The 22,068-nt window shown below is 71.8% G+C and carries 18 protein-coding genes; 8 read left to right on the forward strand and 10 right to left on the reverse strand.

Annotated features, from left to right (window positions below):
* Positions 1 to 38 precede the first annotated feature (38 nt).
* Positions 39 to 1,229, reverse strand: a complete 1,191-nt coding sequence (locus tag ACFYMM_RS27240) for a DUF4419 domain-containing protein (RefSeq protein WP_388390914.1) — start codon at positions 1,227 to 1,229, stop codon at positions 39 to 41.
* Here ACFYMM_RS27240 and ACFYMM_RS27245 point away from each other — a divergent pair.
* The 4 genes from ACFYMM_RS27245 (at position 1,188) to ACFYMM_RS27260 (ending at position 5,131) form a co-directional block, all read left to right on the forward strand.
* Positions 1,188 to 2,021, forward strand: a complete 834-nt coding sequence (locus ACFYMM_RS27245) for a PIG-L family deacetylase (RefSeq protein WP_388390916.1) — start codon at positions 1,188 to 1,190, stop codon at positions 2,019 to 2,021. The two genes, ACFYMM_RS27240 and ACFYMM_RS27245, sit on opposite strands and share 42 nt — an antisense overlap.
* Before the next feature lie 111 nt (positions 2,022 to 2,132).
* On the forward strand, positions 2,133 to 3,311 hold the full coding sequence (locus tag ACFYMM_RS27250; RefSeq protein ID WP_388390918.1) for a CapA family protein: 1,179 nt from the start codon (positions 2,133 to 2,135) through the stop codon (positions 3,309 to 3,311).
* A gap of 114 nt (positions 3,312 to 3,425) precedes the next feature.
* Positions 3,426 to 4,181, forward strand: a complete 756-nt coding sequence (locus tag ACFYMM_RS27255) for a hypothetical protein (protein WP_388390920.1) — start codon at positions 3,426 to 3,428, stop codon at positions 4,179 to 4,181.
* 122 nt (positions 4,182 to 4,303) lie between these two features.
* Positions 4,304 to 5,131 carry a maleylpyruvate isomerase family mycothiol-dependent enzyme gene (locus ACFYMM_RS27260; RefSeq protein ID WP_388390922.1) on the forward strand — a complete coding sequence of 276 codons (828 nt, stop codon included), beginning with the start codon at positions 4,304 to 4,306 and terminating at the stop codon, positions 5,129 to 5,131.
* A gap of 13 nt (positions 5,132 to 5,144) precedes the next feature.
* Here ACFYMM_RS27260 and ACFYMM_RS27265 read toward each other — a convergent pair whose 3' ends face one another.
* From ACFYMM_RS27265 to ACFYMM_RS27300, 8 genes are all read right to left on the reverse strand, one after another.
* Positions 5,145 to 6,356 (reverse strand): serine hydrolase domain-containing protein, encoded by a 1,212-nt coding sequence (locus ACFYMM_RS27265; RefSeq protein ID WP_388390924.1) that lies wholly within the window; start codon positions 6,354 to 6,356, stop codon positions 5,145 to 5,147.
* Between the two features lie 128 nt (positions 6,357 to 6,484).
* Positions 6,485 to 7,180: a TetR/AcrR family transcriptional regulator gene (locus ACFYMM_RS27270; RefSeq protein ID WP_388390926.1), complete on the reverse strand. Its 696-nt coding sequence runs from the start codon at positions 7,178 to 7,180 to the stop codon at positions 6,485 to 6,487.
* Positions 7,181 to 7,263: 83 nt separating this feature from the next.
* The gene (locus ACFYMM_RS27275; RefSeq protein WP_388391013.1) at positions 7,264 to 8,931 is read right to left on the reverse strand and encodes an allophanate hydrolase; all 1,668 of its coding nucleotides are present in this window, start codon (positions 8,929 to 8,931) and stop codon (positions 7,264 to 7,266) included.
* 5 nt (positions 8,932 to 8,936) lie between these two features.
* Positions 8,937 to 12,530: an urea carboxylase gene (uca, locus tag ACFYMM_RS27280; protein WP_388390928.1), complete on the reverse strand. Its 3,594-nt coding sequence runs from the start codon at positions 12,528 to 12,530 to the stop codon at positions 8,937 to 8,939.
* A complete protein-coding gene (locus ACFYMM_RS27285) occupies positions 12,527 to 13,327 on the reverse strand; it encodes an urea amidolyase associated protein UAAP2 (protein WP_388390930.1) in 801 nt (266 codons plus the stop codon). The genes uca and ACFYMM_RS27285 overlap by 4 nt, the downstream gene beginning before the upstream one ends.
* 1 nt (position 13,328) lies before the next feature.
* Positions 13,329 to 14,180 (reverse strand): urea amidolyase associated protein UAAP1, encoded by an 852-nt coding sequence (locus ACFYMM_RS27290; protein ID WP_388391015.1) that lies wholly within the window; start codon positions 14,178 to 14,180, stop codon positions 13,329 to 13,331.
* Between the two features lie 120 nt (positions 14,181 to 14,300).
* Positions 14,301 to 15,905, reverse strand: a complete 1,605-nt coding sequence (locus tag ACFYMM_RS27295) for an amino acid permease (RefSeq protein ID WP_388390932.1) — start codon at positions 15,903 to 15,905, stop codon at positions 14,301 to 14,303.
* Positions 15,906 to 16,057: 152 nt separating this feature from the next.
* The gene (locus ACFYMM_RS27300) at positions 16,058 to 17,725 is read right to left on the reverse strand and encodes a SpoIIE family protein phosphatase (protein ID WP_388391017.1); all 1,668 of its coding nucleotides are present in this window, start codon (positions 17,723 to 17,725) and stop codon (positions 16,058 to 16,060) included.
* Positions 17,726 to 17,999: 274 nt separating this feature from the next.
* Here ACFYMM_RS27300 and ACFYMM_RS27305 point away from each other — a divergent pair, with 274 nt between their 5' ends.
* The gene (locus tag ACFYMM_RS27305) at positions 18,000 to 18,665 is read left to right on the forward strand and encodes a GAF and ANTAR domain-containing protein (RefSeq protein WP_388391019.1); all 666 of its coding nucleotides are present in this window, start codon (positions 18,000 to 18,002) and stop codon (positions 18,663 to 18,665) included.
* Positions 18,666 to 18,836: 171 nt separating this feature from the next.
* Here ACFYMM_RS27305 and ACFYMM_RS27310 read toward each other — a convergent pair whose 3' ends face one another.
* Positions 18,837 to 19,451 carry a dihydrofolate reductase family protein gene (locus ACFYMM_RS27310; RefSeq protein WP_388390934.1) on the reverse strand — a complete coding sequence of 205 codons (615 nt, stop codon included), beginning with the start codon at positions 19,449 to 19,451 and terminating at the stop codon, positions 18,837 to 18,839.
* Between the two features lie 201 nt (positions 19,452 to 19,652).
* On the opposite strand from ACFYMM_RS27310, the gene ACFYMM_RS27315 reads away from it, so the two are divergent.
* The 3 genes from ACFYMM_RS27315 to ACFYMM_RS27325 are packed head-to-tail and all read left to right on the forward strand — an operon-like array spanning position 19,653 to position 22,050.
* Positions 19,653 to 20,531: an ATP-grasp domain-containing protein gene (locus tag ACFYMM_RS27315; protein WP_388390936.1), complete on the forward strand. Its 879-nt coding sequence runs from the start codon at positions 19,653 to 19,655 to the stop codon at positions 20,529 to 20,531.
* A gap of 17 nt (positions 20,532 to 20,548) precedes the next feature.
* The gene (locus ACFYMM_RS27320; RefSeq protein WP_388391021.1) at positions 20,549 to 21,244 is read left to right on the forward strand and encodes a serine hydrolase domain-containing protein; all 696 of its coding nucleotides are present in this window, start codon (positions 20,549 to 20,551) and stop codon (positions 21,242 to 21,244) included.
* The gene (locus ACFYMM_RS27325) at positions 21,241 to 22,050 is read left to right on the forward strand and encodes a MerR family transcriptional regulator (RefSeq protein ID WP_388390938.1); all 810 of its coding nucleotides are present in this window, start codon (positions 21,241 to 21,243) and stop codon (positions 22,048 to 22,050) included. The genes ACFYMM_RS27320 and ACFYMM_RS27325 overlap by 4 nt, the downstream gene beginning before the upstream one ends.
* The last annotated feature ends 18 nt before the right edge of the window (positions 22,051 to 22,068 follow it).

The raw sequence follows: 22,068 nt of genomic DNA on the forward strand, positions 1-22,068 counted from the left end.
CCGGCATGCCGGTGACCCGGCACCGTTGGTCGGCACAGCTAGAGCGAGCGAAGGGCGTAGCCGAGGTCAGGGCCGTAGTTGCCCCAGCACTCGATATCACCGCTGTCGGATACGAGATCGCACCGAGATACCAGTCGCCGTCGTCGGCCCGCACCACGCAGCCCCTTCACGTCGATCGCGCAGTCGGCTTGGAGGGGTTCGCCGTGCAGGGTGACGGTACCGAGGGTGGTGAGAACCTGAGCCTCTGGGCAGCCGGTGACCCGCCGAACGTCGGCCGTGGTCCACGGCTCGGGCAGACGCTCGTCGTGGGGCTCGGCAGCGGGGAGCAGTTCCACGACGGCGTACCCGAGGCACGGCCGGATCCACTCACCGTCGCGTTCTGTGCCGAGCACACCGCCGAGGAAGGCCATCGCGCGTGTTCCGGTGGGCGTCTCCCAGCGGAACGGGACGCGGGAGACGCGCGAAGGGAAGTCCTCCACCTCAGTGGTTCCCGGGCCGAACGACTGCTTGGGAAGCGGTCCTTCGTCGGTGTACCGGTGGGCGAAGAAGGCGGTGATCCAGCCGGTGACCCTGTCGCCGCCGGACGCCGACTCCCACTTGTAGAGCGAACGCCAGAACTTCTGGTCGATGCCCCACCCCGAGGCCGCCGCGCTGATCGAGTCCAGCACCGGGTGCAAGGCGGCGAACCACGGCCGTAGGCCTTCGAACCATCCTTCCAGTTCCCGCACCCGGCCTGCGAGCAGGCGCCAGTCCGGCCTGCCGCGTGCGCCGTGGAAATGACGAGGAGGTCCCCGGGGGCGGCCGGGTGAATGTCCATGAAGGCGAGGACCTGCGCGTCCTCGTGCACCCGGCTCGCGCGCACCCGGCCGGCGACGATGCCGCAGAAGACGCAGGTCGGATCCGTAGCGCACCATCCCATGGCGCCAGCATGAGGCATCCGTTTTCCTTCCGCCCCGGTGGCAGGAGCCCGCTTCGGGCGAGGCCGCGCGGCCAGCCGTTGAAGGTGATCCGTGGGTGGCGGGAACAGTTGGCGCGGCCGACACTGTTGCACCGGCCAAGAGACCGGCGTCGCGCGGGCGTGGAGCACGGAGGCCAACAGGCCGTCGACGTTGCCCGGGGCCCTCGGGCCCGTGATAAGCGCGGCGCGGCCTCGGGCCGAGGCCTTTTCGCACCAGGAGGATCGTTTCATGACTGACTCGCCCTTGACGCTCATGGCGGTACACGCCCATCCCGACGACGAGGCCACCGGAACAGGAGGAGTCCTCGCGCGGTATGCGTCGGAGGGCATTCGTACGGTCCTCGTGACGTGTACCGACGGGGGTTGCGGTGACGGACCGGGAGGCGTCAAGCCGGGCGATCCCGGGCACGATCCAGCGGCCGTCGCCTCGATGCGCCGGCAGGAACTCGAGGCGAGCTGCGAGGTCCTGAAGGTCGGTCATCTGGAGACGCTGGACTACGCCGACTCCGGAATGATGGGCTGGCCGACCAATGACGCCCCCGGGTCCTTCTGGCAGACCCCCGTGGAGGAGGGCGCCGCCCGGCTCGCGGAACTCTTGCGGCGCTACCAGCCCGATGTGGTCGTCACCTACGACGAGAACGGCTTCTACGGCCACCCCGACCACATCCAGGCCAACCGCATCACGATGGCGGCGTTGTCGATGACCGGTCTGACACCGAAGGTGTACTGGACGACGGCACCCCGCTCGATGATGCGGCGGTTCGGGGAACTGATGCGTGAGTTCGGTACGGACGCCCAGGAGCCGGATCCCGCCGAGGCGGCCGCGCTGGCCGAGATCGGGCTCCCCGACGAGGAGATCACCACCTGGGTGGACACCACCGCCTTCGGTGACCAGAAGTTCGATGCGCTGGCCGCGCACGCCAGCCAGGGCGAGAACATCTTCTTCCTCAGGATGGGTCAGAAGAAGTTCACCGAGTTGATGGGCGTCGAGACCTTCGTCCGCGTCCAGGACGGTACCGGCGCTGCCGTCCCCGAGAACGACCTCTTCGCCGGACTGCGCTGATCCGCCCGCCCCGCCGGGGGCAGAGACCACTCCGCCAGGCCTTCGCGCGCCGGAAACACGCCAGCACTCACGGTGCGTGAAGGATGGGCACACGCTTCGTAATATGAATCGATGATCAGGTCCAAGCAGCGGAGCGCCCGGCGTCACGGGTGGCGGAAGACCGTGCATCGTCGCCGCCCGCTTGCTCTCGGCCTGGTCGGGATCAGCGTGGTCATCACGGCGTTCGTCTTCCGCGACGGCTCCGCGGAACCGGCCCCCGTCGACTCCGCGCGCACTCCCCCACGGACATCCCGGTCCACCTTCTCCGGGTCACCGGCCGCCGCACCGCCGCGACCCGCCGGCAGCGTGCGGATCGCCGCCGTGGGGGACATCGTGATGGGCTCGCTGCCGGACGACCTGCCGCCGGACGACGGCGCCTCGTTCTTCGACCCGGTCGAGGACCTGCTCGCCGGCGACGTGGTGCTCGGGAACCTGGAGGGCACGCTCACCGACGGCGGCTCCAGCAAGTGCGACGACAACGACAGCCCGCACTGCTTCGCGTTCCACGTCCCGCCGTCCTACAGCCACTGGCTCAGGAAGGCCGGGTTCACGGTCCTGAACGTGGCGAACAATCACATCGACGACTTCGGGGCGCAGGGGCGGCGCGAGACGTTCGCCGCGCTGCGCTCCGCCCATCTGCCGTACACCGGCCGTCTGGGCCAGATCACCGTCCAGCGGGTCAACGGCCTCCGGGTGGCGGTGATCGGGTTCGCTCCCGACCGGGGCGCGAACGACCTCACGAACGTGCCCGCCGCACAGCGGCTCACGGCCCGTGCCGCGAAGATGGCGGACATCGTGATCGTCACGATGCACGCCGGCGCGGAGGGCTCGGACCGGACCCATGTGGAGCCCGGGACCGAGTACTTCCTCGGAGAGGACCGCGGCGACTGCTACCGGTTCAGCCGTGCGGTGATCGACGCCGGCGCGGATCTCGTCGTCGGCAGCGGCCCGCACGTGATGCGGGGGATGGAGTTCTACAAGGGCAGGCTGATCGCCTACAGCCTGGGCAACTTCTCCGGCTACAAGGTCCTGGGGCTCGGCGGCACCCTCTCCACCAGCGGCGTTCTGCGGGTCACCCTGCGCGCCGACGGCACCTACGTATCCGGGCGCCTGCACCCGACCCGGATCGTGGAGCCGGGCACGCCGGAGCCGGGCGGCGACGGGATCGATCTCGTCGCGGGCGTGTCGGAGGAGGACTTCGGCTCGCACGCGGCCCGCATCTCGTCGGACGGGGCGATTCGACAGCCGTAGCCGGGAGATCCGTTAGCATCTCGTCGCATGACGAGGCGGGGGTGGCGGCTGGGCGCCGCGGTGGGGGTCACGGTGCTGGTGGCGTTATGCGCCTCCGGTCCAGAACCCGGGGAGATGATCCGCTCGGAGTCGGACCTCGGTCCCCTCCCGGCCGACCGCTACGGCTTCACACCACAGGACTACCAGCGCTCCCAGCGGGCAACGGCGTTGCTGGTCCGGCAGTGCATGGCGGACCACGGCCACCAGGACTTCCCGCTCGACCCCCGCTACCCCGGCGACCCCGTCGTCGCCACCCTGGTCGCCACCGACTACGGCGCCCTCGATCTCGACACCGCCCGCCGGTGGGGCTACGGCTGGGATCCGGCAAAGGCCCCCTTCCCCCAGCCCAAGGGACGCCGGATGACCTCCGCCGAGTACGCGGATCTTCCCACCTGCGGCGCCGAGGCGGAACGACGGCTGATGCGCGGCATCGACCTCAAACGGGACTGGCTCTACGCGGCCACCCGGGCGGTCGAGGTCGACAAGGCGGTCAAGCGCGACCCGCGCCTCCGCGCGGCCTGGGACGTGTGGTCGCGCTGTGTGGCAGGTCGAGGATTCACCCGCTATCCCGACCCCGCCGCGGCGTACGCGGACCCTGCCTGGCACCGGGGCAGCGACGGCAACACCCGGCACACCGAGCTGGAGCGGGCCACCGCCGTCGCGGACGTCATCTGCAAGCGCCGCCACCACACGGTCGAGCTCTGGCACACCGTCCGGGCCGAGAAGCAGGCCGCGGACGTCGCCCGGCATCACGACCACTACGCCGCCGGACTGCGGGCGATGGGAACGTACCGGGCCAACATCGCCCAAGTGCTACGGAAGCTCGGCTGACCGGGAGCCAGGACCGAAGCGGGGGCTCACGGGGGCTTGCCGCACGCCCCCCGAGTCTGGTTGGGTACCAGCGCCTCAGGCACGTCGGGTGTGCCGAGCGGGTGGGGAGCGGAGCGGGCAACGTGCATACGACGGTACGGCAGGACGGTCCGTGGCCCTTGCCCGACGGGCTGGGACAGGCGATCCGGGGCACCGCCGAGGAGATCGCCACGCTGGTCCGCAGCGCGAGCGATACGGCGCTCGCCGTGCCCGGGTCGGAGTGGACCGTCGGCGAGGCCGCCGCCCATCTGGCCATGGCCAACGAGTTGATGGCCGATCTGGCAGCCGGGCGTGAGCGCCCCTACGGAGACGGAACGCCCCAGAGTCTCGCCGCGGCCAACGCGGAGTCACTCGCCGTCTTCGGGGAGCGCCGCGCCGAGCCTCTGGCGACGATGCTCATGGAGCAGGCGGAAGCGTTCCTGGACGCGCTGTCACGCCCGGCGGCCGACGCCACGGCACCCACCACTCCCCTGGGCCTGATGACTCGGCCCGTTCTCGCGTCGTACCTGCTGACGCACATGCTCGGCCATGGCTACGACCTGGCTCGCGCCCTGAAGCGTCCGCACATGATCGACCCTGTACGGGTGGGCTTGTGCATGCCGTTCATGCTCTCGGTCATGCCGCGTGTGGCGAACCCCGCGGCCACGGCCGGGCTGACGGCCCATTACCGGATCCGGCTGCGCGGGGGCGGGGCGTTCAATGTGTCTCTGGTCGACGGCGCCGTGCAGGTGACACCTGAGGCGCCGCCGGGGCGCGCGGACTGCACCATCCTGCTCGATCCCGTCGCCTTCCTGCTCATCGCGCTGGGCCGGCTGAATCCCTGGCGCGCCATCGCCCAGGGGCAGGTTCTCGCCTGGGGACCCCGGCCGTGGCTGGCCCCCCGGTTCCCGGCGCTGTTCACCGCCCCCTGAGTCACGTCGCAGGTCAGGACGTCGGCGCCGGCCCCTGGCACAACGCATGGTCCGTGAGGGTCTGGACCGCCTTGTTGAGCCTGTCCTCGTTGACGAGCGCCGTGGTGGAGGTCACCGACACGGTCACCGCGCGTCGTCCGTCGGCGCCGACCGCGGGCCGTCCGTACACTCCGAAGCCGTCGCCCTCGTGCGTGTAGTAGACGCCCCCACACGTCAGGGGCACGACTCGTAGCCCGAGTCCGTATCCGCCCTGCCTGCCCGCGGGCGGTACCGGCAGGTCGTCGTACGGGACGGTCTGCCGCATCAACGCCCACTGCGCGGCGGGCAGCAGTCGCCCGCCGGCGAGGGCGCGGAAGAACGTGTCGAGGTCCGACGGGGTGCTCACCACGCCGGAGTCGGCGGTGTGCTGGTAGCTCTCCTCGGTGAGGTCCAACGGCACGCCCCCGGGCCCGTCGACGGTGACCCGTTCGTGCGGGCCGATGAGATACGGGTTCTCACCGGGGATGTAGGTGCCGCGCAGCCCGAGGGGTGCGATGATCCGGTGCTCGACCAGCTGCCGCCAGTCCGCACCGCCCGCCTTCTCCGCGATCATCGCGGCCAGCAGGTAGTTGGTGTTCGAGTACGCCCACCGGCGCGGGGAACCGTTCGGCGGCGGGGTGAAGAGCGGGGCGTGCCGCATCGCGATCGCGACGAGCTGGGACGGCGGGGTGGCGTCGTACCGGTTCTCGTCGAAATGGTTCCGCAGTTTGTCCTGCACGCCGGGATCGGCGATGTAGTCGAAGATCCCGCTGGTGTGCCGGAGCAGGTCGCGTACGGTGATCCGGGAGCCGTCGTTGCCGTGGCCGCGGACCACTCCGGGCAGCCACCGCTCCACCGTGTCGTCCAGCGAGAGACGCTTCTGCGCGGCCAGTTGGAGCACCACCACCGCTGTGAACGTCTTGCTGGTGCTCGCCACCCGGAACTCCGGGTCCCACGGCACCGGAGCGGTCGAGCCCACGCCCGTGGTCCCGTACCGTGCCCGCAGCACGGCGCCGCCCCGCCCCTCCACTCGGGCCACCACGTTCGCGTCGCCGCCGGCCGCGGTGCGTACCGCCGCCAGATCCCGCCTCAGGTCCCCCGCGGAGTAGCCGCCGCCCGTCGCCTGCGCCCCGGCGGGCATCTCGCCCACCCCGCATGCCATGAGTACCCCCAGGCATGCCGCAACCGCCGTACGCTTCCCCGCCATGCTGTCACCTCTGTGGTCCGCCCAACGCTCCCCTGACCCGTGACAGTCAACCCGCCGCCGCACTCCTCTTCGATGGAGCTACCACCCGGACGCCGGGTGGGGCTGGCCCCCGCGTCTCGTCGTGCCGGCTACGGGGCGTGCCCTTCCAGCCCGCTCAGCAGGATTGCCGCCGCGTCCCTGGCCGCGGCCACCGCCCGCTCGTCGAGCCCGCACAGCCGCAGGCACGATGACGCGACGGCGTCCGTGTCGGCCGCGTCCGGCTCTCGCGAACGCCGTATCTGGATGACGACCTCCACGAGCTGGATCAGCAGTTCACCGATCCGTTCGGCGGCCATGCTCCGGGAGACGTCCTCGGTCGCCGCCAGGGCGCCGAGGGCGCCGTAGCTCGTCTGGAGCCGGCCCCGCTCGGCGCGGAAGGCGTCGAACCGCTCGGCCCGCACTTCCGGCAGCAGATACAGCGTGCCGATGTTGTACGGGGTGCGGGAGAGAGTGCGTACGTCCATCGCGGCCACCGCGTAGAGCGCGGCGGCCGGATCGGCCCGCTCGGGCACCAGCGCCTGGATCCGCTCCACCATCTGCAGACTGGGACGTACGGAGGTGTCCAGGAGTTCGGCGAGGATGTCCTCCTTGGTGGCGAAGTGGTAGTACAGCGAGGCCTGTCTGATGCCGACCCGCTCGGCGATCATCCGGGTGCTGGTGCCGGCGATCCCGCGTTCGGCGAACAGCGCACCGGCGGCGTCGAGGATCTCTTCCCGCGCGGAGGTGCCGGGACCGGACGGCGGCGTGTGCCGGGGCCTGCCTTGACGGGGACGCGTCGTCGTCATGGGCCCATCCTGCCACCCCGGCGCCGGGCACCCGACGGTCCGGCCCCGGGGCGGAAGGCCCCCGCACATGCCGCTGCCCGCGGTCATGCGGAGGCCGTGTAGGCCCGCCAGCCGCCGAAGCGGGTGATGTCGGGCGCGTCCCGGACGGCGTACGGCTCGACGAGGAAGCCGCTGACCCGGCGTCCGTCGGCGAGTTCGACGGAGCCGATGGTCATCGGCGGGGGCACGGCGGCGGTGAACGTCCCGAACCCCGCGGCCGGAAGCCGCCAGATCTCGCCCTCGATACCGGTCTCCGTCCCCCTTTCCGCCGCCTGCCCGGTGAGCCGGACCAGGCCCGGCTTGGGGGGTTCGGTGGCCAGGGCGTGCAACCGGTAGCCGGCGGTGGTGCGGGCCGGGCCGACCAGGGTGCCGCCCGCGTGCACCAGCTGGACGTTGAGCGGCTGCCCGGTGAGGTGGGCGCCGACCACGAACAGGTCGAGCCCCGGGCCGGCGAACCGCTCGGCCAGGACGGCCAGGGCTCGGTCGGAGAAAGCGGGCCCGGTGAACATCACGCCGAACGGCAGCCCGTCCACGAACCCGGCGGGTACGGCGAGCGAGGCGCAGTCCAGCAGGTTGGCGAAGTTGGTGAATCGGCCCAGCCGGGCGTTGGCACCGACCGGGTCGGCCGCCACCTCGTCCAGGGTGGGGTGCCACGTGGTGGTCGGCGTCATGAGCGCCGCGCAGCCGTCGAGCAGCGCGCGTCCGGCGGCGCCGAACGAGACGAGCCGCGCCGTGTCGGCGGCCCAGTCGGCGGCGGTCTTCTCCCGGCCGGCCAGCACGATGGAGGCGACGGTGGGGTCGAGGTCCGTACCGATCAGGTCGCGGTGCTTTTCCAGGTGCGCGCCGACGGCCGCGTACCGCTCGGCGACGAAGGCGCCTCCGTACAGGAGTTCGGCGGCGCGCAGCAGCGGGGTGATGTCCACCTCGACGATCTCCGCCCCGGTGCCGGCGAGTTGGGCCACCGCGGCGTCGAAGGCCTCGTGCCACCCGTCGGCCATGCCCGCGAGGTGCTCCCTGGCGGGGACGGCGATGCGGGGGCGCGCGGGGGGCGGCGGGAGCTGTGTGCCGGTGCGGGAGAGCGGGTCGGCCGCATCGGGGCCTTCGACGATCTCCGCGGCGGTTCGGGCCAGTCGCAGGTCGCGGGCGAAGACGGTCACGCAGTCGAGGGTGTAGCAGGCGGGGACGACCCCGGTCACCGGCACCAGGCCCTTGGTGGGCTTGACCCCGACGATGCCGTTGAGCGCGGCGGGCACCCGGCCGGAGCCGGCCGTGTCGGTGCCGAGGGCGATGTCGGCGATGCCCAGGGCGACCGCGACGGCGGAGCCGGAGGACGAGCCGCCGGAGATGCGGGCCGGATCCCAGGCGTTGCGTACGGCGCCGTAGGGGCTGCGGGTGCCGACCAGGCCGGTGGCGAACTGGTCCAGGTTGGTCTTGCCGAGGACCAGCGCCCCGGCGGCGCGCAGCCGGGCCACGGCGGGCGCGTCGGCCTGCGCGACACGGGCGTACGACGGGGCGGCCGCGGTGGTGGGCAGTCCGGCCACGTCGATGTTGTCCTTCACGGCCGCGACCAGACCGGCCAGCGGCAGCGCCGGGTCGATGCGGGCCGCCTCGGCGAGCACCTCCGCGCGCGGCCTGAGGTGGATCCAGATCTCGGGCCGGCCGACGCCCTCGATACGGTCGTAGGCGGCCTCGACACGGGCGGCCGGTGTCATGGTGTTCATGCCCGCACCGCCGCGAGGATCTGGCCGGGGGCGACCTGTTCACCGGGTTTGACGTAGATCTCCAGCAGCGTCCCGGCGATGGGTGCGTTCACCTTGGACTCCATTTTCATCGCCTCCAGGGAGAGGATCGCATCGCCGCCCGCGACGGTCGCGCCGGGCTCGGCGGCGATCTGCCAGACGGTGGCGGTGAACGGCGCGGTGACCGGGACCGCGTGGTCCGGGACGGTGACGGCGGCAGCGGCGGCCACGGGCTCGGGATCGTTGTCGCGGTCGAACTCGCCCGCGGCCCGCCAGCGCTGTTTCTCCGCCTCGAACGCGGTGCTCTGTCGTCGGCGGAACGCGGCGATCGAGTCGGCCTCGGCGGCCAGGAAGGCGTTGTACTCGGCGATCGAGAAGGTGCCTTCCGCGGTCGGGAAGTCACCGCGGCCGGCGTCGGTCTCGGCGCGCAGTTCGAGCAGTTCCTCCGCGGTGACGGGGTACCACTCGATGCGGTCGAAGAAGCGCAGCGCCCACGGCGATTCACGGAACAGGCCGCCTGTGCGGAACCGGTTCCAGATCTGCACGGTGCGGCCGACGAACTGGTACCCACCCGGGCCCTCCATGCCGTAGATGCACAGATAGGCGCCGCCGATGCCGACGGAGTTCTCCGCTGTCCAGGTGCGGGCCGGGTTGTACTTGGTGGTGACCAGGCGGTGCCGCGGGTCGAGCGGGGTGGCCACGGGTGCGCCGAGGTAGACGTCACCGAGTCCGAGCACCAGGTACGAGGCGTCGAACACGGTGCGGTAGACGTCGTCGGCGCTCTCCAGGCCGTTGACACGGCGGATGAACTCGATGTTCCACGGGCACCACGGGGCGTCGTCGCGCACCCCGGCCATGTACCGCTCGATGGCGAGCCGGGTCGCCGGGTCGTCCCAGCTGAGCGGCAGGCGCACGGTACGGGAGGGGACCACCAGTTCGTTGGTGGGCGCAACCTCGTCCTCCAGCTCGCGCAGCAGGGCGGTGAGGTCACGGGCCCGCAGCCGGCGGGCGTCGGTGTGGATCTGGAGGGAGCGGATGCCCGGGGTGACGTCGACGATGCCGTCGGGCGCGTGCGCGGCGAGGGTCTCCTGCAGGGCGTGGACCCGCATGCGCAGGCCGAGGTCTAGCACCATGGGCCCGTACTCGACCAGGACGTTGTCGTCACCGTCCCGGCGGTAGGTGACGCCGGGACGGGCGTCGGTGGCTTCCAGGCGGCCGAGGACACCGTCGTCGCCGTCTCCGCCCGCGCTGATCAGCGCGGGCGAGGCGCGGCGGGCGTCGAGGGCGGCTGCCTCGGCTTCCCTGACCGGTACGAAGCGGACGGTGTCACCCGGGCGGAGCTGGCCGAGCTTCCACAGCTCGCCGCTGGCGACCACCGCGGGGCAGACGAATCCGCCGAGCGACGGGCCGTCGGGGCCCAGGACGATCGGCGTGTCGCCGGTGAAGTCCAGTGCCCCCACCGCGTACGGCGTGTCGTGGATGTTGGAGGGATGCAGCCCGGCCTCGCCGCCGTCCTGGCGGGCCCACCGCGGCCGGGGCCCGATCAGGCGGATGCCGGTGCGGGCCGAGTTGTGGTGCACCTGGTAGTCGGTGGCGTAGAGGGTGTCGATGTCCTCGCGGGTGAAGAACTCGGGCGCCGCGTGCGGGCCTTCGGTGACACCTATCCGCCAGTGCGAGGTGATCGCCGGGCGGCGGTCTGGCGGGGTCGGGCCGCCGCCGGCGGTCGCCTCGGCCGCGGGCCGCAGAACGTCTCCGGCGCGCAGCACCCGTCCTCCGTGCCCGCCGAAGCCACCGAGGGTGAACGTCGAGGCGCTGCCCAGGTACGCGGGCACGTCGATGCCGCCCCGCAGGGCCACATAGCTGCGCAGGCCCGGTCCCTGGCAGGCGCCGAGCGTCAGGGTCCCGCCGTCCGGGACGGTGACCGGTTCCCACATGGCCGCCGCGCCGCCGTCCACCGTGACCGTGACGGGGGCGCCGGTGACGGCGACGACGGTGGCGTGGGAGAAGCGCAGGGTCAGCCCGTCGGCGGTGACCTCCAGGCCAGGTGCCTGGGCCGGGTTGCCGACGGCCAGGTTGGCCTCCGCGAAGGAGACGGCGTCGAAGGGGCCGCTCGGCGGCACGCCCACGTGCCAGTAGCCGAGCCGGCCGGGAAGGTCCTGGACGGTGGTCATCGCCCCCGCCGTCAGGACGTCGATGCGCGGCTCCGGGTCGGTGGTGGTGGCGAGCGTGCTGGTGCTGTGCAGCGCCTCGCGGACCTCACCGCGCACGGTCAGCTCGCGCAGCAGGCCCAGGTTGGTGACGATGCCGTCGACCCGGCTCGCGGCCAGGGCCTGGCCGAGCACGTCGAACGCGGCGTCCCGGGTGGGGCCCTTGGCGATCACCTTGGCGAGCATGGGGTCGTAGTAGGGCGAGATCTCCAGACCGGTCTCGGCGAAGCCGTCGACGCGGACGCCGGGCATGTCGCCGGCACCCTCTCCGGGGAAGACCGCCCGGGTGATCAGGCCCGAGGAGGGCAGCGAGTCCTTGCCGGGGTCCTCGGCGTAGACGCGGGCCTCCACGGCGTGTCCCGTCGGGGTCCACTCCCGCTCGAACACCGAGTCGGGGACCTTGCCGTCGCGGGCCAGCAGGAGCATGAGTTCGACGAGGTCGACGCCGTACGCCTCCTCCGTCACCGGGTGCTCGACCTGGAGGCGGGTGTTGACCTCCAGGAAGGCGGCCTCCTCGCGTACCGGGTCGTAGACGAACTCCACGGTGCCCGCGCCCCGGTAGCCGACCGAGGCGAGCAGCCGGCGCGAGGAGTCGTGCAGCAGTGCGCGCACCCGGGGAGGCAGGGCCGGGGCCGGGGCCTCCTCGATCACCTTCTGGTTGCGGCGCTGCAACGAGCAGTCCCGGTCGCCGAGGACGGCGATCCGGCCGGTGCCGTCGCCGAAGACCTGCACCTCGACATGGCGGGCGGGGCGCACGAGGCGCTCCAGGAAGACCCCGGCCGACCCGAAGTTGGACTCGGCGAGCGCCGCGACGCGGACGACGGCCTCACGTACCTCGTCGGCCGTGGCGCAGGCCTGCATGCCGATGCCGCCGCCACCGCCGGTGGCCTTGACCATCACGGGCAGCCCGATCGACTCGGCGGCGGTGACGGCCTCCTCGGCGCTCGCGAGCAGTTCCGTACCGGCCAGCAGCGGTACTCCGGCCGCCTTCGCCAGGGCGCGGGCGGTGTGCTTCTCGCCGAAGGCGGTGATCTGGTCGGCGGTGGGGCCGGCGAACCGCAGACCCGCCTCCTGGACGGCACGGGCGAAGGCGGTGTTCTCGGAGAGGAAGCCGTAGCCGGGGTGGATGATCCCGGCGTCATGGGCGAGCGCGGCCTCGATGATCGCCTCGCCGCGCAGATACGACTCGCGGGCCGGGGCCGGGCCGAGGCGGACCGCGTGGTCCGCCTCGCGGACGTGCGGTGCGGCCCGGTCGGCGTCGGAGAAGACGGCGACGGTGCCCAGCCCCATCTTTCTGGCGGTGCGGATGACGCGGCGGGCTATCTCACCGCGGTTGGCGACGAGGACGGCGGTGGGGCGGGTCACGCGGCTCCCTCCGGGGTGCGGGCGGCCGCCGTGGACCGCGCACCGGCGGCGGCCGGTCCGGGGTCCACGACGAGCATCCGCAGCGGGGTCGGGTTGAAGTCGTTGCACGGGTTGTTCATCTGGGGGCAGTTGGACACCACCACCAGGACGTCCATGTCGGCACGCACCGCGACCCGGCGGCCCGGCGCGGAGATGCCGTCCACGATGCCCAGCGCGCCGTCGGCCTCGACGGGCACGTTCATGAACCAGTTGAGGTTGGAGACGATGTCCCGCACGCCGAGGCCGCGCCGGCCGGCCTCGGCGAGGAAGTTCTCGCGGCAGCCGTGCTGGAACATCACGTGGTGGCCGTAGCGCAGGGTGTTGGACTCCTTGCCGCAGGCGCCGCCGATGGTGTCCTGGCGGTCGATCTCGTTGGCGACCACGGTCATCAGCGGGCGGCCCTCGCTGCTGCGCAGCACCGTGCCCGTGCGCACATAGGCGTTGCCCTGCCAGGCCAGGGTGTCGGGGACGCTGTAGCGCTCCTCGGGGTCGTCGGCGTTGTAGAGCAGGCAGTCGGCCGACTGGTTGCCGCCGACGTCGACGATCGTCAGGACGTGCCCCTTCCTCACCACCGCCGACCACGGCGCGTTGGGGGCCACCGTCTCGTCGAGGACGACGGCGCCTTCCACCAGGCTTGCTCCCCAGTCCAGGCGGGAGCCGCCGGCGTACACCGCGCCGACCGGGACGGTGGAGGCCACGGTGCCGCCGGAGACGGTGGGGTGGGCGGCGGGGGTGTTCTCGGTCCGTGCGGTCGCCATGTCACAGCCCCCGGGCTTCGCAGTAGTCGACGGTGTTCAGGTACGCCCGGCGCAGTTCCGGGGTGGCGGTGAACCGTGGCTCGTCCGGGCCGGTCGGGGCGCCGCGCCAGGCGTGCACCCGCAGTGGGCCGACGACGTAGTCGGGGCGTGGGTCCAGTGGGTGGGCGACGTTGGCGATCAGCACCAACAGGGGCATTTCCGCGACGAGTTCGACGTGGGTGCCCGGCCCGGCGCCGCCCCGCCAGGCGAGGGTGCCGTCCGCCTCGACGCGTACGCCCTGGAAGAAGGAGAGGCCGGGCGGCAGGTCGCGCCGGCTCAGCCCGTGCTTGGCGGCAGCCTTGAGGAAGAGCCCGCGGCCGGACGGGGAGGGCCCCTCGGGGCGGGCGTCACCGTACTTGCGCTCGTTCCAGGCGTCGGTGGTGGTGCCGCAGAAGGCGTCGTGCCGGCCGGAGGAGTCACCGCTGACGACGGCTAGGACCCGGCCGTCGCCGGACAGCAGCGGATGGTTCTCGCCCACGTACGCCTGCCACGCCACCTTCTGGGTGTCGGCGACATTGAGTCGCTCCACCGGTTCCAGGGCGTTGAAGAGCAGCAGGTGGGCGCAGGCGTCACCGGTCGGGTCGTCGAAGCGCAGCCGGGTGCCGCGGGCCAGGACCTTGTGGGTGTAGCCGCCAGGTGCCACCGTCTCCCCCCACACCAGGGCGCCGGGTTCCACACCCGGTGGGCGGTGCGGGCTGGCGGACGCCGGAAGGTACGGCATCCACTCCCCGGCCTGCCCGCCCTGGGAGCGGGCGTCGGTGCGGGAGTTGTGGACACTGTCGGTCCGGTGCAGGTCGCGGGCGCGGGCGGACATCGGCCCGGTGGAGTGCCGGTCGTGCGGCGGGCCGGCCGTCGGGTTCTCGGCGATGGTCAAGGGTGTCCCGTCGTTTCGTCGTCGGTGCGTCATCGGTACCTGGCTCGCGTCGTCCGGTCCTCAGGCGGGCTCGGCGACGGCCTCGGTCTCGCGGGGCGGCTCGGTGTGCGTGTGGGGCACGTGCTTCAGCTCGATACGGCGGTGCAGCCGGCGGGCGAGGAAGTAGGCGGCACCGGCGGCGAGGCTGAGTCCGATGAAGAGGGGGGCGCTCCACCTGAGCCACCAGGTGTCACCGGTGAGGTCGTAGATCTCCGCACGGGGCCAGACGAGATTGATGGTCATGCCGGCCTGGTAGAGCACCGCGACCGCGTTGACCGCCAGTCCGGCTCGGCCGAGTGAGAACAGGGGCCGTCCGGTCTCGTCGACGCCTTCCGGCAGCCCGCCGCTGTCGCGGCGCCGGATCCGGGTGATCAGCAGCGGCAGCATCACGCCCAGATAGGCCAGGTACAGCATGGCGATGCACAGGCTGGAGAGGGCTGTGAAGATCGCCGACTGGCGGATGTCGACCAGCAGCGCGACGGCGGCGCCCAGTCCGACCACGATCGACGTGGTGATCGGCGTGCCGGTGCGGGGCGAGACCTTGCCGAGGTGGCGGTGGAACGGCAGCGCGCCCTCGCGCGCCATGGAGTACATCATGCGCGCCCCGGAAGTCTGCACGGCCAGGGTGCAGGCGAACACGGCGACCGCCACGCAGCACAGCAGCAGTCGTCCCAGAACACCGCCGAGCCGGTCGGTGAGCACCCAGGACAGACCACCGGCGGCCAGTTTCCCGTCGGTCAGACTGCGCGCCGCGGTCAGACCCGACAGGATGAGCAGCGCGCCGCCGACACCCGAGGTGACCAGCGCCCGCAGGATGGTCCGGGGGGTGGTCCGGCGCGGGCTGTGGGTCTCCTCCGCCAGCTCGCCCGCCGAGTCGAAGCCGACCATCACGTACGCCGCCATCAGCGAAGACGCGAGGAAGGCCGCCATGTATCCGCCGTGGCCGGACCAGCCGGTGTCGTGGACCACCACCTGCGGTCCCCGCTCGGGCAGGAAGAAGAGCACCAGCACCAGGGCGATGACGCCGATGATCTCGACCGCGACGCCGAAGCTGGTGGCGGCGGCCATCTGGCGGATGCCGAAGACGTTCACCACCGTGGTGATCACCAGCAGGACGCAGCCCAGGAGGACCGCGTTCTGCGCGCCGGTCGGGGAGCCGACCGACGGATCGGCGCCCGGCCCCCCGACGATCTGGAACCCGGACCAGATGCCCGGCAGTACCGCCTGCACGGCGATCGCGGCCGCCGCGACCGTGAGGATCTGCCCGATGATCATGATCCAGCCGACGAACCAGCCCGTCGTGGTTCCGGCCAGCCGGCTCGACCACTGGTAGATCGCCCCGGACACGGGCCAGCGCGCGGCCAGTTCGGCGAAACACAGCGCGACCAGCAACTGGCCCACGAAGACCAGCGGCCAGGTCCAGAAGAACGCCGCGCCGCCGAGACCGAAGCCGAGGCCGAACAGCTGGAAGACGGTGGTGAGGATCGACACGAAGGAGAAGCCCGCGGCGAAGGACGCGAAGGTGCCCACCCCGCGCCGGAGTTCCTGCTGGTAGCCGAAGTCGGCGGGGGTGGTCGTGACGCCACTGTCAGGACCCGGCCCGAGGGGGAGTTCGGTTCGGCTCATCACTGCTTCTCCGATCGGCCGACGGATACCTGTCACTTGACAGGTATGGCGATGGTCGACCGGACCGGTCTCACCTTCGGGTCGGGGAAGTTAACTTCCTGTATCCGCGGCCTCACCGGGCCCGTCGCGGGATCAGGGACGTGAAGCCGGGCCTAACTGACGCGCGTTTCCACCGGAGTGCGCAGAGCGAAGAGGGCGACGTCGTCGTCGTTGCCGACGGGGCGGACCCGACGCAGCAGCTGGTCGGTGAAGGAGGCGAGGGGGCGGTGGGCGAGGGCCGCCGCGAACTGACGCAGCCGTCCGAGCCCCTCGTCCAGGGAGTGCCCGACTGCCTCGATGAGACCGTCGGTGTAGAGCAGGAGCGTGGATCCGGGCGGCAGCACGGCGGTGGCGTCGGGGCGGGGCTCACGGGCCCCGGTACCCAGGAGGATGCCGTGGCCCTCGGTGAGGTAGCGGGTGAGGCCGTCCCGGCTGACCAGCAGCGGCGGCGGGTGCCCGGCATTGGTCCAGCTCAGCTCCCAGTGGCCGGCGTCCGCCACTTTGACCCGGCCGAAGACCATGGTCGCCATGGGCACACTGGTGATGTGCGTGACCGCCTCGTCGAGCCGCTCGACGATCCGGCTGGGAGGTTCCCGCTGCGACCAGGCGTAGGCACGCAGCATGTTGCGCACCTGTGCCATGCCGGCCGCGGCCTCCAGGTCATGGCCGACGACGTCACCGACGGCCAGGGCGGTCGCGCCGTCGGACAGACGGAACGCGTCGTACCAGTCACCGCCCACCTGTGAGGCGTCGGGTGCGGGCAGATAGCGGGCGACCATCTCCAGGCCGGGCACACGCGGCAGCTGGGGCAGGAGGTGGTTCTGCATGGTCTCGGCGACCTTGCGCTGCCGCTGGTAGAGGCGGGCGTTGTCCAGGGCGACCGCGGCCCGGCGTGCGATGTCCTCGATCAGGGGCAGATCCGCGGTGGTGAAGTCCCCCGCCTGGTCGGCGCGGCCCAGTGTGAGGGCTCCCAGGACCTCCCGCGTGCTGCGGATGGGGGCGATGGCGGCGGAGCGGATGCCGGTCGCCTCGAAGAGGCGGTGCTGTTCGACCGCGATGCCGGAATCCGGTGCCTGCTGGTAGGTCTGCGGACCGGCCAGGGTCGAAGCCACCCCGCGCAGGGCTCTGGACAGCGGCATGGGAGATTCCTCCGGCACCGGCGGCATCGGTCCTTCGAGGTCCTCGTGGTGTACCAGCGTGTCGCCGTCCGCGTGGATGACGGCGGTGCGCCACACCTCGTCGCGCTCGGTGATCAGGTCGATGACCACCCAGTCCGCCAGCCGTGGCACGACCAGTGCGACGAGCCGGCGCAGTGTCTCGTCGACGTCCAGGGTGGACGTCAGCCGTGTGGTGGTCTCCGCCAGCAGCGCCAGCCGTTCGAGTTCGCCCAGCGGCTCGGCCGCCGGCTCGGGTCGCGGGCCCGCCTCCTCGGACTGCTGGTCACCGTGGAAGACGACGAGCGTGGCGGCTTCAGGGCCACCGGTGTCGTAGGGGGTGATCATCCATGAGACGGACAGCAGGGCGCCGTCACCGCGCGCGAACCAGTCCCCTTCGGACTGCGCCGTCCGCCCGGCGTGGAACGCCTGCCGCATGCCGCATCGGCTGGTGGGCATCTGCCGGCCACGGGCATCGCGGTGCAGCAGATCGTGCGCGTCATGGCCGAGAAGATCCTCGGCGGACCGTGCCAGTAGGTGCTCGGCCCGCGCGTTGACGGCGATGATGAACCCCTTGTCGTCCACGACGTACGCCGGTGCGCCGATGGCCGCGAGCGCTCCGGCCAGCGCGGTGTCGACCGCCCCGCGGGACCGCTGCTCGACGCTCCGCGTCGGCTCCGCCTCGCTCACGCCCGTACCTCCTCGGTGATCACCCGCCGCGCCGCCCGCCGCGTGCCGCTCCTGTCCTGCATTACTTTCCCGAGTGCCCGTGTGCAAGCACGCCAGGCACCGCCCCGGCGCGCTGCGGCAGGCGGCGGGTACACCAGGTGGCGGTACTGTGGCCGCAAACCGTGGTCGAGGCGGGTGGTAGCAGGTGGAATGGCGGGAGTACGCCGAGCAGATGGCTCGGCTGGCGCGGGATCTGCTGGCCGAGGACTCGGTCCAGGGGACGCTGGACGAGATCGCGGCGTCGGCGGTGAAACTGATCGAAGGCTGTGACGCGGCCGGGATCCTCGCGGTACGCAAGGGCCGGGCCGTCACCCTGGCCGCATGCGGCGCCGTGGTCCACGAGTCCGACCGTCTGCAGGGCGAGCTGGGTGAGGGGCCCTGCTTCGATCTCGCCCGCCGCAAGGACGGTGAGCGTGTGTACCGGATCGCAGACCTGACCCGGCCCCAGCCGGCCTGGAAGCGCTTCGCGGACCGGGCCCGCGAGCTCGGCATCAACAGCATGACCGGCGTGCTGCTCTACACCGACAACGAGGACTTCGGGGCACTCAACCTGTACGGCCGCTCCCCCGGCGCCTTCGGCAAGGACATCGAGACCGCGGGCTGGCTGCTGGCCTCGCACGCCGCCGTCGCGTTGGCCGACGCCCGCACCATCGACCAGCTCGAGCACGCACTGGAGACCCGGCACGCCATCGGCGAAGCGATGGGCATCCTGATGGAACGCCACCACCTGAGCGAAGACGACGCCTTCAACGTGCTGCGCCGCATCTCCCAGCACCACAACGTCAAGATGCGCGACGTCGCCCAGCGGTTCACGACCGAAGGCACCGACCCTGCCTGACAACCGCCGCTCCGGCGCGTTGCGCGGGGTGCGCGGGACCAAGGCAAGGACGGCCCCGGCCGCCTGAGGCCGGTCCGCGCCGGACGCCGACGGCTCCCCCACGGCCTGTCGGCCCACACCCGGACACGCACCGGTCAGACACCCGCGTTCTCAGGTTTCCCAACGACCCCGTCAGAGCACGTCGTACGTCAGGTGCGTCGCGGTCGATGTCGATGTCACGTTCCGCTGGACCAGCGTGCGCGGCGCTCCGCCGGTGAACAGTCGCGTCCCGGCGCCCAGCACGACGGGCGCGAGGTGCAGCGTGAGCGCGTCGACCAGCCCGGCGGCGAGCGCCGAGGCGATCGTGGCGCCCCCGCCCATGAGGATGACGTCGAGGTCCTGGCCGCGATCCGCCGATGCTGCCTCGGCACGCTCGCGCGCGGCGCTGACGGCGTCGGGCAGACCGGTGGTGACGAACGTCCAGTCGAGGCCGGTGAGCCGCACCGACTCCGGCGGCGAACTCGTCACGACGACGAACGCGGGCTTGCCGACCTCCCCGGCTCCGTAGCCGATCTTGTCGTCCCAGCCGTTCGGCCCGTCTACGACGTCGAAGAGGCGGCGGCCGAGGACGACCGCACCCGAACGTGCCGTCTCCTCCCGCAGATACCGGCGGTCGTCCGGGTCATCGGAAAACGCCCAGGTGTGCAGGGCGTCGCCGCCGACGCCCAGACCGTTGTCGGGGCCGGGGTCGGGCCCGGTGACGAAGCCGTCGAGGGAGACCGAGATGTCAGCGATGATTCGAGTCATGCCGGAGTAGACCCGATTCGCCGCCTGAACTCATCGCACTCGCCCTGCATGGGACCCCGCTGGTTCCGCCCGGGCACCCGCACCGGCTTGTCCGCGATCCGCGTCCGCCGCACGAAACCCGAAATCCCAGAGGTCCGACCGCTCCGAAAACCCACACGAAACCAGTGGCCCGAACCCTGGAGGATCCGTAGCGTGTCAGCCATGCCGACGCCCGTCCTGTACTGCCGTGATCCGCTGAATCCCCGGCGCGTGGACGAACACTTCGCGCCGGAGGCGGAGGAGGTTCGCGCCTGTGGTGGGGCGGTCGGGCTGATCGACCACGACGCGCTGTTGCAGGGGGACGCGCGGCGGGCTGTGGCACAGGTACCGGCCGGGCTGGGGGCTGCCTGGTACCGAGGCTGGATGATTCCGGGCGATCGATACGCCGCCTTGGCCGAGGCGCTGGTCCAACGCGATACCGAGTTGCTCGTCGCACCCGAGCGATACCGGGTCGCTCACGAACTGCCGGGCTGGTATCCGACGTTCGTCGACATCACGCCCGCGAGCGTGTGGCGCCCCACCAAGCCGGGCGAGATCTTGGCCGCCGAAGACCTGGCTGTTCTCGCTGAGCCCTTGCCGCCGGGCTCCGGAATCGTGAAGGACTACGTCAAATCCCGCAAGCACGAGTGGGAGGAGGCGTGCTTCATTCCCGATCTCGCCGACACGGCAGGTCTGACCCGGGTCGTGCAGCGCTTCGTGGAACTGCAGGACGAGTTCCTGGCCGGCGGGGTCGTTCTCCGCGGCTTCGAGACCTTCTCGAAGCCGGATTCCATCGCGGCCGAAGTCCGCGTGTGGTGGCTGGACGGCGAACCGAGGTTGCTCACGCCCCACCCGGACAGCCCGTTCGGACGCGGGCTGGTGCCCGACCTCGATCACATCGCGCCTGCGGTGCAGCGCCTGGAATGCCGGTTCGTCACCACCGACGTGGCCCTTCGCTCGGACGGGATGTGGCGAGTCGTCGAAGTCGGTGACGGCCAGGTCAGCGATCTGCACCCGTCGACCGGTCGAAGCAAGTTGGCCGCCCTGCTGGTCGGTCCGTAGCACATGCGGGAAGTGGACTGGGACGAGGTGCGGGCACGGACCCTCGCCCTGTACGCACGACGCCCGAAGAGCTGGTACGGCTGTCGTCGTCCAAGCCGGCACGGTTCGCGCCGGGTACGGGCTGGAGCTACGCGAACACCAACTACGTGCTGGCCCGGCTGGTGATCGAGAAGGTCACCGGCCGTTCCTTCGCCGAGGAGCTGCAGCGGCTGGTCCTGGGGCCGCTGGGCATGACCGGCACCGTGGCGCCGGGCGCCTCGCCGGAGATCCCCGAGCCGCACAACCACGGCTACTACCGCTACGAGGACGCCGGGCAGGAGCGGACGGCCGACGTCACCCTGCAGAACCCGTCCTGGGTCGGAGCCGGTGGTGACATGATCTCGACCACTCGGGACCTGCACACCTACTTCTCCGCCCTGATGGGCGGCAAGGTCCTGCCGGCCGAGCTGCTGGCCGAGATGTGCGCGCCGGACACGACCGTCGGCTACGGCCTCGGGGTGTTCGCGCAGGAAACGGAGGGCGGCACCGTCTTCCACCACAACGGCGCCACCATGGGGTCGGCGGCGCTGATGTACAGCGCCCTGGACGGCAGCAAGACCCTGACCGCGGGGCTGGCCTGGGTGGACGACGCCGACCTGTCGATGGCGCCGGCATTCCGGACCGCCCAACAGCGCTTCGTCGACGAGGTGTTCTGCGGCAAGCTGGCCCGATGAGGAACGGAGTCACGATCGGGCAGGCCGCGGCGTTCGTCGGCGTCACGGTGAAGACGGTGCGGCACTACCACAAGCTCGGCCTGGTCGCCGAGCCGGAACGTGACCGCTCCGGCTATCGGCGCTACGGATCCGGCGAGCTGCTGCAGCTGGTGCAGGTACGGACGCTGGCCGCTGCGGGCGTGCCGCTGGCCGAGATCGGGCCCATGCTCGAAGCCGACGCCGCGCGGTTCGGCGTCGCGCTCGCCGACGTCGAGCGGCAGCTCACCGAACGCATCGATGAGCTGGTCGCCCGCCGCGACACCCTGCACCGGCTCGCCGACGGCGACCGGGCCCTGCTGCCCGACCGTGCCTGCGCGGTCCTGGACCGGATGCCCGGCCTCGGCTTCAGCCCCGACTACGTGGCCGCGCAACGCGAGGCCCTGGTACTGGCCCGGGCGCTGGTGCCGGAGGGCTTCGACGGCTTCCTGACTCAGCTCGAACACGGGCTGGACGATCCCGAGTACATCGATCTGACCCGGCGCGGCGGGGAGGCCGAGGCCTGGGATCCGGACGACCCGAGGATCGAGGAACTGGCGACCGCCATGGCCGAACGCTACCTCGCCAACCCCGCGCTGCTGGGGGACCGAGCCAGTCTGCGGGCATGGGCCAAGGCGTCGGCCCAGTACGAGCTGATCAACGACCACCGCCAGGACCAGGCACCGGTCGCGGCCCGGCTGACCGCGCTCACCGAGGCCAAGCTCCGCTCCGCGGGCATACCCGTGCCGCGCCGAGAACCGCACGTCACAGCAGCCCTGCGACCAGCCTAGGCTCCGGACACCCGCATC

It is taken from the genome of Streptomyces sp. NPDC006739 (assembly GCF_042869815.1).
GTDB lineage: Bacteria > Actinomycetota > Actinomycetes > Streptomycetales > Streptomycetaceae > Streptomyces.

Excerpts from the sequence above, each read along its gene's own strand:
- ACFYMM_RS27295 (WP_388390932.1), bottom strand. The coding sequence starts at position 15,905 with ATGAGCCGAACCGAACTCCCCCTCGGGCCGGGTCCTGACAGTGGCGTC.
- ACFYMM_RS27285 (WP_388390930.1), bottom strand. The coding sequence starts at position 13,327 with ATGGCGACCGCACGGACCGAGAACACCCCCGCCGCCCACCCCACCGTC.
- ACFYMM_RS27290 (WP_388391015.1), bottom strand. The coding sequence starts at position 14,180 with ATGTCCGCCCGCGCCCGCGACCTGCACCGGACCGACAGTGTCCACAAC.
- ACFYMM_RS27325 (WP_388390938.1), top strand. The coding sequence starts at position 21,241 with ATGAGGAACGGAGTCACGATCGGGCAGGCCGCGGCGTTCGTCGGCGTC.
- ACFYMM_RS27245 (WP_388390916.1), top strand. The coding sequence starts at position 1,188 with ATGACTGACTCGCCCTTGACGCTCATGGCGGTACACGCCCATCCCGAC.
- ACFYMM_RS27250 (WP_388390918.1), top strand. The coding sequence starts at position 2,133 with ATGATCAGGTCCAAGCAGCGGAGCGCCCGGCGTCACGGGTGGCGGAAG.
- ACFYMM_RS27270 (WP_388390926.1), bottom strand. The coding sequence starts at position 7,180 with ATGACGACGACGCGTCCCCGTCAAGGCAGGCCCCGGCACACGCCGCCG.
- ACFYMM_RS27240 (WP_388390914.1), bottom strand. The coding sequence starts at position 1,229 with ATGGGCGTGTACCGCCATGAGCGTCAAGGGCGAGTCAGTCATGAAACG.
- ACFYMM_RS27275 (WP_388391013.1), bottom strand. The coding sequence starts at position 8,931 with ATGACACCGGCCGCCCGTGTCGAGGCCGCCTACGACCGTATCGAGGGC.
- ACFYMM_RS27310 (WP_388390934.1), bottom strand. The coding sequence starts at position 19,451 with ATGACTCGAATCATCGCTGACATCTCGGTCTCCCTCGACGGCTTCGTC.
- ACFYMM_RS27255 (WP_388390920.1), top strand. The coding sequence starts at position 3,426 with ATGATCCGCTCGGAGTCGGACCTCGGTCCCCTCCCGGCCGACCGCTAC.
- ACFYMM_RS27305 (WP_388391019.1), top strand. The coding sequence starts at position 18,000 with ATGGCTCGGCTGGCGCGGGATCTGCTGGCCGAGGACTCGGTCCAGGGG.
- ACFYMM_RS27315 (WP_388390936.1), top strand. The coding sequence starts at position 19,653 with ATGCCGACGCCCGTCCTGTACTGCCGTGATCCGCTGAATCCCCGGCGC.
- ACFYMM_RS27265 (WP_388390924.1), bottom strand. The coding sequence starts at position 6,356 with ATGGCGGGGAAGCGTACGGCGGTTGCGGCATGCCTGGGGGTACTCATG.